Annotated in this window: 10 protein-coding genes; 8 read left to right on the top strand and 2 right to left on the bottom strand. The window is 44.6% G+C overall.

The features are described from left to right. Positions 1 to 394: 394 nt before the first annotated feature. Complete coding sequence (locus tag ViNHUV68_RS02985) at positions 395 to 1,006, bottom strand: peroxiredoxin C (protein ID WP_038174971.1); 612 nt, start codon at positions 1,004 to 1,006, stop codon at positions 395 to 397. Between the two features lie 199 nt (positions 1,007 to 1,205). Between ViNHUV68_RS02985 and ViNHUV68_RS02990 the strand changes: the two genes are divergently transcribed. From ViNHUV68_RS02990 to ViNHUV68_RS03010, 5 genes are all read left to right on the top strand, one after another. Next, the gene (locus tag ViNHUV68_RS02990; protein ID WP_038174970.1) at positions 1,206 to 2,111 is read left to right on the top strand and encodes a hydrogen peroxide-inducible genes activator; all 906 of its coding nucleotides are present in this window, start codon (positions 1,206 to 1,208) and stop codon (positions 2,109 to 2,111) included. 622 nt (positions 2,112 to 2,733) lie between these two features. Beyond that, positions 2,734 to 4,377 (top strand): malate synthase A, encoded by a 1,644-nt coding sequence (aceB, locus tag ViNHUV68_RS02995; protein WP_391089247.1) that lies wholly within the window; start codon positions 2,734 to 2,736, stop codon positions 4,375 to 4,377. 123 nt (positions 4,378 to 4,500) lie between these two features. Then, entirely contained in the window at positions 4,501 to 5,814 is a 1,314-nt protein-coding gene (aceA, locus tag ViNHUV68_RS03000) for an isocitrate lyase (RefSeq protein WP_038174968.1), read from the top strand. Positions 5,815 to 6,084: 270 nt separating this feature from the next. Beyond that, positions 6,085 to 6,552: a hypothetical protein gene (locus ViNHUV68_RS03005; RefSeq protein WP_391089249.1), complete on the top strand. Its 468-nt coding sequence runs from the start codon at positions 6,085 to 6,087 to the stop codon at positions 6,550 to 6,552. After that, the gene (locus tag ViNHUV68_RS03010) at positions 6,552 to 7,685 is read left to right on the top strand and encodes a diguanylate cyclase (protein ID WP_391089251.1); all 1,134 of its coding nucleotides are present in this window, start codon (positions 6,552 to 6,554) and stop codon (positions 7,683 to 7,685) included. The genes ViNHUV68_RS03005 and ViNHUV68_RS03010 overlap by 1 nt, the downstream gene beginning before the upstream one ends. 54 nt (positions 7,686 to 7,739) lie before the next feature. On the opposite strand, the gene ViNHUV68_RS03015 is transcribed toward ViNHUV68_RS03010, so the two are convergent. Further along, complete coding sequence (locus tag ViNHUV68_RS03015) at positions 7,740 to 8,180, bottom strand: CBS domain-containing protein (RefSeq protein WP_038174967.1); 441 nt, start codon at positions 8,178 to 8,180, stop codon at positions 7,740 to 7,742. Positions 8,181 to 8,567: 387 nt separating this feature from the next. Here ViNHUV68_RS03015 and queA point away from each other — a divergent pair, with 387 nt between their 5' ends. The 3 genes from queA to yajC all read left to right on the top strand — a co-directional run bounded on the left by queA (position 8,568) and on the right by yajC (position 11,427). Then, positions 8,568 to 9,629: a tRNA preQ1(34) S-adenosylmethionine ribosyltransferase-isomerase QueA gene (queA, locus tag ViNHUV68_RS03020; protein ID WP_391089253.1), complete on the top strand. Its 1,062-nt coding sequence runs from the start codon at positions 8,568 to 8,570 to the stop codon at positions 9,627 to 9,629. 163 nt (positions 9,630 to 9,792) lie between these two features. Continuing rightward, a complete protein-coding gene (gene tgt / locus ViNHUV68_RS03025) occupies positions 9,793 to 10,929 on the top strand; it encodes a tRNA guanosine(34) transglycosylase Tgt (protein WP_391089255.1) in 1,137 nt (378 codons plus the stop codon). Between the two features lie 168 nt (positions 10,930 to 11,097). After that, positions 11,098 to 11,427, top strand: a complete 330-nt coding sequence (yajC, locus tag ViNHUV68_RS03030; RefSeq protein ID WP_391089257.1) for a preprotein translocase subunit YajC — start codon at positions 11,098 to 11,100, stop codon at positions 11,425 to 11,427. The last annotated feature ends 19 nt before the right edge of the window (positions 11,428 to 11,446 follow it).

An 11,446-nucleotide genomic window follows, 5' to 3' on the forward strand; every position in this document is an offset into this window, starting at 1 on the left:
AGAGCCTGCTTGCTCTGTCTTAAATTAAGTTAGCGCCATCATAATAACAGCCCGTAAGACTTTAAAGAGCGTACGACGATAAAGTCTGTAAGCCGATACGCATTGTCTCTTTAGCGACACTTTGTCTTTTTAACTATATTGTTTGTCAAATAATCGTTGTTTGTCTGATCTTGAGCCTGCAAGGAATGATGTCCTCGAACTTTGCTTATCATCTGTGCGAGAGTGCAGCAGTGCGTCATCAATGTCGAGCAATAAAAAAAGAGCCCAAAGGATTACTTTGGGCTCTTTATCTCGACTTTACTTATCACTGATTGGCGCTGCGCTTTTTGCGCTTATAGTAGCTTTATATTTACCAACCATTCATACCCGTTGAGCTTGGGTATGAGTCAGGCAATTACTTTTTGCCTAGGTCTTGTGAGTGCTCAGATAGGAACGCTGCAACACCTTTTGGTGATGCGTCCATACCTGCTTTACCTTCTTCCCACTGTGCTGGACAAACTTCACCATGCTTCTGGTGGAAGTTTAGTGCGTCAACCATACGTAGCATTTCGTCAATGTTACGACCTAGTGGTAGATCGTTAACCACTTGGTGACGTACTAGACCGTCTTCGTCGATAAGGAAAGAACCACGGAAAGCAACACCTGCTTCTGGGTGCTCAACGTCGTATGCTTTACAAATTTCGTGCTTAACGTCAGCGATTAGTGGGTACTTAACTTGACCGATACCGCCATCTTCGATAGCAGTGTTACGCCATGCGTTGTGTGAGAACTGAGAATCGATAGAAACACCGATAACCTCAACGCCTTTCGCTTTGAAATCTTCGAAACGGTTGTCGAATGCGATTAGCTCAGATGGGCAAACGAACGTGAAATCTAGTGGGTAGAAGAAAACAACCGCTTTCTTACCTTTAGTGAACTCTGCAAAGTTGAAGCTATCAACGATTTCACCGTTACCTAGAACAGCTGCAGCAGTAAAATCTGGGGCTTGACGACCTACTAGTACCATTTTCTTGCTCCTAAAATATATGGTTTGTTCCAAACCCGCCTATTAGGCATTGGTTCGGTCCGTGTTTGTACGCGACAAACTATAGTACACATTGTAGTATGTAAAAAAGCGAATTAAATAGATTAAGTTAATCGAGAAAAGCGATAAGTCGTGTTTTATTAACTTGGTCAATATCTCACTATAATTAATCGATACTTCTATGAATAAGTGGCCTAGCCTCAAACAGTTACATTACTTGGTTACTCTCCATGAAACCCGCCATTTTGGCGATGCCGCTGACAAATGCTTTGTTAGCCAGTCGACCTTAAGTAAAGGGATACAGAACCTTGAAGAGTTGATTGGTTGCCCTTTATATGAAAAGAAAGACAAGAAAAGTCCACTGGTTTTCACTCATGCTGGCGAACAGGTCGTTCAACAAGGCCGAGAGCTGCTGGCGAAAGGGCAAGATTTAGTCGAGCTTGGTCGTTTGTGTCAGGGCGATGAGATGGAAGGGCAGTTGCGAGTCGGTTGTATTCCAACTATTGCACCTTTCTTATTGTGTGAGTTAGTTCAGGTTGTCAATCAGCGCTTCCCCCAATTAAATCTGTTACTAAGAGAGGACACCACGACAAACTTGCTTGATGCACTGCGCCATGGAGAGTTAGACGTGCTTATTCTTGCTCTGCCAGTCGACATTCACGGTATGGATAGCCGTATTGTTGGTAGTGACCCGTTTCGCATGATCATCAGCCAGAATCAAGCGGATGCCATACGTACTCCGATTAAGTACGCCGATCTGCCGAATGAATTCGTGTTCTTACTCGAAAAAGAGCACTGTTTAACCGAGCATGCGGTATCAGCCTGCCAGTTAACCGATAAAGAGAAGATCAATCCATTCTCTGCCACAAGTCTACACACGTTGGTTCAGATGGTTGCGAATGGGATGGGGACCACGTTTATTCCTCAGATGGCGATTAATCATGGTTTGATTGAGAAACAAAACTTGGTGGTTATTGATGCCCCAGGGCAGCAAGCTCATCGCCATATTGGCTTGGTTTGGCGGCCAAGCTCATCGCGAGTGAATACGTTTAATCACTTAGCTGATGTGGTGTCAGAGTTACTTTAGCGATAAGTCTTAGTGCTACTCGCGGCTTTCTCTTATAAAAGCACACTGGTTTTAGTGTGCTTTTTAGCATTTTATGCTGTTGGTAAACTTTGACTTGTAAAATTTTACAAACAAATCTTAATGAAGCTTTCATTAAATTGTGAAATTTCACAGTGTGAATTTTACAACACTCATTTCTCCTACTGTTTGATACCCCATAGACTAACCCTCGCTTCGACCAACCACACTGAGCCTTGTCTGGTTTTATTAAAAGTTAAACGTGCGTTTGAAACGTTTTTACAGTCCTAATTTTACTGTAATTAAATTACGTAACTAGTTACGTTTTGGTGATCCAAATCAAGTACTTAACCGCCACGGAATAAAACTTCGAATTTAACGTTTTGTTTACTTTAGTACTTTTACTCTAACGTATGTTGGTATAGTTTAAATGCAGGCTTAGTAAGACTTATGTCTAGATTGTAAAGCACGTTCAGCTCAGTCAATCTAACAGCCAACGAAACGGAAAACGAAAACGAATTGCAGTCAGTAAGGATGTTTGATTGTTGTTTTATAGTTACAAATGTAACTGGGTTAACGTCCAAAGTCGCTGTTGTACCCATTACGGATAGTTAAGGATGAAATTATGCTTGCCAACACGCCTGATAGAGAAAAAACAACACAAGATCACGAAAGTTTTCATACCGAAGGCGTACTTGATGTTACGGGCTCTCTTTCGCCACAACATCAAACGATTTTCCCTGTTGAAGCCCAAACCTTTTTATCTCTGTTGTGCAGTAAGTTTTCGGGTCGTATAGAGCAACTACTTGCGGCGCGAGAAGAAAAGCAAGCGCGCATTGATGCTGGTGAATTGCCTGACTTTCTTGAAGATACGCGAGATATCAGAGAAGGCAGTTGGAAAATTCAAGGCATCCCTAACGATCTTCAGGATCGTCGTGTCGAAATTACTGGTCCTACCGATCGTAAAATGGTGATTAACGCCTTAAACGCTAATGTAAAAGTCTTTATGGCTGATTTCGAAGACTCAATGTCACCGGCTTGGGACAAAGTATTAGATGGTCAGATAAATCTGCGTGATGCGGTAAAAGGGCAAATCAGTTACACCAATCCAGCAAACGGTAAGCAATATGAGTTGAAGGATGATCCTGCGGTGCTTGTCTGCCGTGTTCGTGGCCTGCACTTAAAAGAAAAGCACGTCACATTTAACGGAGAGATTATCCCGGGAGCTCTGTTTGATTTTGCGCTTTATTTTTATAACAACTACACCACGTTACTTAATAAAGGCAGTGGCCCTTATTTCTACATCCCGAAACTTCAATCCTATACAGAAGCGCAGTGGTGGAGTGATGTGTTCCATTTTGCTGAAGATTACTTCGGCCTCGATACTGGTACGATTAAAGCCACGGTTCTGATTGAAACTCTGCCCGCAGTATTTGAGATGGATGAAATTCTTTTTTCACTCAAAGAGCATATTGTTGGCCTCAATTGCGGTCGTTGGGACTATATCTTCAGCTACATCAAAACATTGAAAAAACACCCTGAACGAGTACTGCCAGATCGTCAGGTAGTGACGATGGACAAACCATTTTTGAATGCTTACTCGCGTTTGCTTATTCGCACTTGTCACCAGCGTGGCGCTTTCGCGATGGGAGGGATGGCCGCCTTTATCCCAGCCAAAGACCCGCAGACCAATCAGCAAGTGCTCGACAAGGTTTATAACGACAAATCACTTGAAGCGAGCAATGGCCATGATGGCACTTGGGTTGCGCACCCCGGGCTTGCCGATACTGCAATGGCGGTATTTGATCAGGCATTAGGCGAGCGCACCAATCAATTAAATGTTTCACGTGAGCAAGATGCACCCATTACAGCGGCAGACCTACTTGCCCCGTGTGATGGAGCGATTACCGAACAAGGAATGCGTCATAACATTCGCGTGGCGCTGCAATACATCGAAGCTTGGATCTCGGGTAATGGCTGTGTGCCGATTTACGGCCTGATGGAAGATGCCGCGACAGCCGAAATCTCTCGCGCTTCTATCTGGCAATGGATTCAACATGGCAAGGCGCTCGATAACGGTCAAATCGTGACCAATGCGCTGTTTGAACAGTACCTTGCCGAAGAGATCGAGGTGGTGAAACAAGAGGTCGGCGTGGCGCGCTATCAAACGGGACGCTTTGCAGAAGCGGCCGAGTTGATGGCCAAGCTGACCACTAGTGATGAACTGAGTAACTTCTTAACCATTCCAGGTTATGACTACCTCGACTAACAGATAATAACTCAACAACCTGACAATAACGTGAATGCTCAATGGCAGAGAAGGAAGTACTGCCAAAGGCAATAAAAACAAAGCGCCGATCACAAAAGCGCTCATCAACAGAGGGATAGACCGATGACTAACTTAACTCGCCGCCAACAAATTGAAGCTCTAGAAAAAGATTGGGCAACCAATCCACGCTGGAAAAATGTAAAACGTCCTTACTCTGCGGAAGAGGTTGTTGAACTACGTGGCTCAATGGTACCTGCAAATACCATCGCTCAGCGTGGTGCTGACAAACTATGGTCACTGGTCAATGGTGATGCTAAGAAAGGTTACGTAAACTGTCTGGGCGCACTAACTGGTGGTCAAGCAGTGCAGCAAGCTAAAGCGGGTATCGAAGCGATTTACCTTTCAGGCTGGCAGGTAGCGGCAGATAACAACACTGCATCAACCATGTACCCAGACCAATCACTATACCCAGTGGATTCGGTTCCTTCGGTAGTAAAACGCATCAACAACTCGTTCCGTCGCGCAGACCAAATTCAGTGGTCTGGTGGTAAGTCTCCAGCGGATGAAGGCGCGATTGACTACTTCCTACCTATCGTAGCGGACGCTGAAGCGGGCTTTGGCGGGGTACTTAACGCTTATGAGCTGATGAAGTCGATGATTGATGCCGGTGCTGCCGGTGTGCACTTCGAAGACCAACTCGCGTCAGTGAAAAAGTGTGGTCACATGGGTGGTAAGGTATTGGTTCCAACTCAAGAAGCGGTGCAAAAGCTTGTTGCAGCTCGTCTGGCGGCAGATGTCGCTGGTACTACAACCTTAGTGATTGCGCGTACAGATGCTAACGCAGCGGATCTTATCACGTCTGATTGCGACTCTTACGATGCTGACTTTATTGTGGGTGAGCGCACTCAAGAGGGTTTCTACCGCGTACGTGCTGGTATCGACCAAGCGATTTCTCGTGGTCTTGCTTACGCGCCATATGCAGACCTTATCTGGTGTGAAACGGCAACGCCTTGTCTAGAAGAAGCTCGTCAGTTCGCTGAGGCAATCCACGCTGAATACCCAGATCAACTGCTGGCTTACAACTGTTCTCCTTCATTCAACTGGGAGAAGAACCTTGATGCAGACACCATTGCTAAGTTCCAACAAGAGCTATCGGACATGGGCTACAAGTACCAGTTCATTACGTTGGCGGGTATTCACAATATGTGGTTCAACATGTTCGAACTTGCGCATGATTACGCGCAAGGAGAAGGAATGCGTCACTATGTTGAGAAAGTTCAGCGCCCTGAGTTCCAAGCGGCGGAGAAAGGCTACACCTTCGTTGCTCACCAACAAGAAGTGGGCACAGGTTACTTCGATAAGATGACCAACACCATTCAAGGTGGTAACTCATCAGTGACGGCATTGACTGGGTCAACCGAAGAAGACCAATTTTAATCCCTTGCCGCTTAGCCACCACTTGTCATTGTTGGACTAAAACTGACAAGTGATTGGCTATTGGTATTCTGTTTAGGCATAAACGTTGACATGCTTTTGAGCGGTGCAGGCCGCTCTTTTTTTATTTTGGGCTTATTGCATTTAGTATTGATATTCGTACTGTTTACCCTACTGATAATGAACATTATATTTAAATGTATCAATATACTTTTCAAACGTGAATATATTTGACTATTGTTATTAGTACACGGTTTTCTTACGGTGCTTGACATGAGTAAATTCGCCCCTCGCGCTATATTGTTGTTATTATCATTACTATTCTCTATTAAAGGTTACGCCGCGACTGAGATGATTGAACTGGTGGCCAACAATGAGATCGTTCGAATCTCGGTTGCTGAGTTGAGAGAGCAAGCTGATACGGAGATGACGATTTATGCTCCCTATCGAAGTCAAGACGTTGCAATGAAAGGGGTTTATGTCGAGGATCTGTTGGCAAAGCATTTTCCTGCAGTGCCTAATTCTATAACGTTAACGGCGTTAGACGGTTACGCCGTTAAGTTAGATGATTGGCTGAAAAAACACTGGTTATTAGTGACACATGAAAATGGACAGCCTTTGACGCTCAGGCAACACGGCCCGGTCAGGCTGGTTGAGTCTAGCTATGAGGGGCGAGACCCCAGCAATCTAAGGAATTTTAATAATTGGATTTGGATGGTGGTTAGGATAGAAGCTAATTAATGAAGCCTTGGTATAAGAACATTAAAAGTGTGCTGCTTAAAGGGTCTGTTTTAGGTGGTGTGGGTTGCTGTTGTGTGCTGTTATTGTTGATTTTTTTGTACTTAGGCGCAATACGGCCTCAAACCGAGCAAGTGCTGCGTTTTTTTGAGAGCTCAGATAAAATTACTGAACGCCCTTTTGCCTTCCGCTCTAGAGAGCATATGTTGAATGCGCTAGAGCTTCTTATCGCTGGAAATACATCAGTGGATGAGGTCGCCTATGAGTTAGATATGGCCTACGCGCTGCTCAATTTTGGTTCCTATCTTTCAACATATCCATGCACTAATGAGACTTTGCAACACCTAGATACACTGAATGGTGAAGTCATTAATCAATCTGACAATACCCCTCTTTCCCCCTCAACTTATGGCAAGCACTTATTTGCCGCGATTGATTGTACCTCAAGTATAGAAGCGCAGCAGGAACACCACAGAAGCGTTCTGGTTGGGGAGTTGTTGGACAAAACAAATGCTTACCATGACTTTGTTTATCGAGGGGTGGTAGGTAGTGTCTTTGCCGTGATTTTTTTTGGGCTTTTTTATATGGCTCAGGCCAGAATTATCATTGAAGAAAAAGAAACTTCCCAGCGCTGGAAAGATAATGCCCGGCGAGATGGTTTAACGGGAGTCCTAAATCGACGAGCGATGGTTGATGATCTGCCTAATTATATTGAACATCATCGAACCAACAATAAGCCCTTTGTTTTATTGATGTGTGACATCGATTACTTCAAAAAATACAACGATCACTGGGGGCACCTTGAAGGGGATCTCGCTCTTAAAAGAGTGGTTGGAGCCTTAAATATGGCCCTGCGACATGATGATAATTTATATCGTTATGGCGGAGAGGAACTGGTGGTGACTCTTCATGAGATGGATATAGAACAAGGAAAAAAAATCGCTCAAAGGTTGTTAACCTTGGTACAAGAACTCAACTTACGCAACCCCGGTACTCCTTGTGGTGTACTGACGATGAGTATTGGCTGTACTGAAGTTTATGCTGAGAAGATTAAGCCCCATCAGTTGTTAAAGCGAGCTGATAAATGCATGTATCAAGCCAAAAACAGTGGTAGAAATTGCCTAGTCTGCTGTTAATGGAGTAAGTTGCCTAACGATGACCCTTACTCCAAATACAGGTAAGTACGTGACTCATTCCGTCTCTTCAGGCTCAGACTCTTCTTCTAGTTCAAGCAAATTGATGGCAATCGCAACGAAATCACTGTCGGTAATGATGCCGATCAGTTCTCCGCGATCCACCACAGGTAAACAGCCCACTTTGTGTTTTTGCATATAGATAGCGCTCTCTTTCAATCCCGCTTGCGGTGCCACGGTCATTACCCCTGTCTTCATGATTTCATACAGGGGAGTATCGAGAGTATAAGATTGGTTTTCAGGGATGTTTTGCAAGCTAGACTCTTGGGCTGCTAACACATCTCGTTGAGATACGACGCCGAGTAACTGTTTGTTGGCATCGACGATAGGCACATGACGAATGTCGAGTGCTTCCATCATGCTTTTGGCATCGGCTAGGTTATGAGAGCGTAGTAGAGTGTGTGGACTACGCGTCATCATGTCTTCGACTTTAATCATGACTGCCTCCTGATTTTTGTTTATGCCTGGTAACCTCAACGGACAACATTGGAAAGCGGTATGCTTGACCAGACGGTTACTCGGTCTCTGTTATTAATATAGTAACTTTTGCTGCAATATAGTGAGATCTGGTTGGGTTTTATCCTAATTTATATGGTTGCAGTAGAGAAATATGAACTGTTTCACTGCTCATTGAGCACTCTCAATCCCGGCCAGTTTTCCTGACTGGATAAAATCGTATTTGATTACAATAATTCACATCTCTTTCCTTGCTATTGCGAGTATGCAGAATATACTAGTCGGCTGCGAAAAACTCGTCGTCTGTTTGTGACAGAATCAGTTCGACTTCCATCACGACCGAAGAAAACACGACATAAGATTAGTGACATGCAAGTATCTGATTTCCATTTTGACTTACCTGATGAGCTGATTGCTCGTTATCCGCAACCTGAGCGTACTGCAAGCCGTTTGCTGCAGTTAGATGGCAATAGTGGAGCGCTACAAGACGGTACATTTACCGACATACTTGACCAGGTTGAACCTGGGGATTTAGTGGTTTTCAACAATACACGTGTTATTCCTGCACGTATGTTTGGCCGTAAAGAGTCAGGTGGCAAGCTCGAAGTATTGGTTGAACGTGTACTGGATGACAAGAGTATTTTGGCTCATGTGCGCTGTTCTAAATCACCCAAACCGGGATCGACCATTTTTATCGGTGAAAACGACGAGTACTCAGCCTTGATGGTTGCACGTCACGATGCACTGTTTGAACTGGTGTTTAACAGCGACAAGAACGTCTTGACGGTTCTCGAAGAGATTGGTCACATGCCGTTGCCACCCTATATCGATCGCCCAGATGAAGATTCAGACAAAGAGCGCTACCAAACCGTGTATAACCAAAAGCCAGGGGCAGTAGCAGCGCCAACGGCAGGGTTACATTTTGATGAGCAGCTACTGGAAAAAATCAAAGCCAAAGGGGTCGAGTTTGCTTTCGTGACTTTGCACGTAGGGGCGGGTACGTTTCAGCCTGTCAAAGTGGACAAGATAACTGAACATCATATGCACGCTGAGTATGTTGAAGTCCCACAACAAGTGGTTGATGCGATCAATGCAACTAAAGCTCGTGGTGGTAGAATCATTGCCGTGGGGACAACCTCGGTGCGCTCAATAGAGAGTGCAGCGCAAGATGCATTGAACAAGGGCACACCATTAGCCCCTTTCTTTGGTGATACAGAGATTTTCATCTTCCCTGGTTACGAATACCAGCTAGTGGATTGTTTAATTACTAATTTCCACCTGCCAGAGTCAACACTGATCATGTTAGTCAGTGCATTTGCAGGTTATGAAAATACCATGAATGCTTACAAGCATGCCGTCGAGAATAAGTACCGCTTCTTCTCTTATGGTGATTCAATGTTCATCAAGAAAAAAACGACTAGCTGTATCTAACATTAGTCAGCGTTTTAAAACATAGTTTTTACGAGTGCTAGCAGAACGCTAGGACACTAACCAGAAGGCTGGTTGGTATCTCGCATGGAAGGCGACCGCTCCTCAATAGAGCTTAATGCTCTGAACTTAATGTCAGACTGTTTCTCTGACAACCGGAGGCTTCGTGAAGTTAAAATTCGATCTCAAGAAAAAAGATGGTGTGGCGCGTCGTGGTCAATTGACCTTCGAACGTGGCACCGTTCAAACCCCCGCATTTATGCCCGTTGGTACTTATGGTACCGTTAAAGGCATGACGCCGGAAGAAGTGAAAGGTACGGGTGCTGAAATTCTGCTCGGTAACACTTTCCACTTATGGTTGCGCCCAGGTCAAGACGTGATGAAAATGCACGGCGATCTGCACGATTTTATGAACTGGCACGGTCCTATTCTGACCGATTCAGGTGGTTTCCAAGTATTTAGTCTCGGTAAAATGCGTAAGATCACCGAAGAAGGTGTCCACTTCCGTAATCCGGTCAACGGCGACAAGATTTTTATGGACGCTGAAAAGTCGATGGAAATCCAGAAAGATCTCGGCTCTGACATCGTGATGATTTTTGATGAGTGTACGCCTTACCCTGCGACACACGATGAAGCGAAAAAATCGATGGAGATGTCGCTACGCTGGGCACAACGTTCACGCGATCACTTCGATAAACTCGACAACTCGAACAACCTGTTTGGTATCGTTCAGGGTGGCGTTTACGAAGATTTACGTGATGTATCGGTGAAAGGCCTAACGGACATCGGTTTTGACGGTTACGCTGTGGGCGGCCTAGCCGTTGGTGAGCCAAAAGAAGATATGCACCGTATCCTAGAGCACACTTGTCCTCAGCTTCCTGAAGACAAGCCTCGCTACTTAATGGGGGTTGGTAAACCAGAAGACCTGGTTGAAGGCGTGCGTCGTGGTATTGATATGTTCGACTGTGTCATGCCAACGCGTAATGCGCGTAATGGCCATCTGTTTGTGACTGGCGGTGTGATCAAGATCCGTAATGCGAAACACAAAACAGATACCACTGCGCTGGATCCACATTGCGACTGTTACACTTGTCAAAATTATTCTAAGTCGTATTTACACCACCTAGAGCGTTGTAATGAGATTTTGGGTGCTCGCTTGAATACTATCCATAACTTACGCTACTACCAGCGTTTAATGGAAAGCATCCGTCAGGCGATTGATGAAGACCGTTTTGACCAGTTCGTGCAAGAATTCTACCAACGTCGTGGTCGTGAAGTACCACCATTGGCAAAACAACAGTAACGATTTTAAATTAAAGCCTTTGGTATTGTGCCAAAGGCTTTTGCTAATAAAATAGGCAGACGCGCGCAATTTTTGAGAGAGCGATCTCTATTGCTCGCTTTACTACTTGAATCTAAACCGTGAATGCCCAATTTGAGTATCAATAAATAATATATAGAGGATTTTTTAATGTTTATTTCTCCAGCTCACGCAGCAGCAGAAGGTTCACCAGCAGGTGGTGGTTTTGAAATGCTAATCATGCTCGGCATGTTTGCGGTGATTTTCTACTTCATGATCTACCGTCCACAAGCTAAGCGTGTAAAAGAGCACAAAAGCTTAATGGCGTCGATGGGCAAGGGTGATGAAGTTCTGACCAGCGGTGGTTTAGTGGGTAAAATTACTAAAATCGCAGAAGATAACGACTACATCACTATCGAGCTGAATACAAACAACGAAGTTGTGATCAAAAAAGATTTCGTTACTGCAGTGCTACCAAAAGGTACGCTTAAGTCTCTGTAAAACAGCTAGAGGATCCTCG

This window comes from Vibrio sp. NH-UV-68, assembly GCF_042940635.1.
Classification (GTDB): domain Bacteria; phylum Pseudomonadota; class Gammaproteobacteria; order Enterobacterales; family Vibrionaceae; genus Vibrio; species Vibrio pacinii.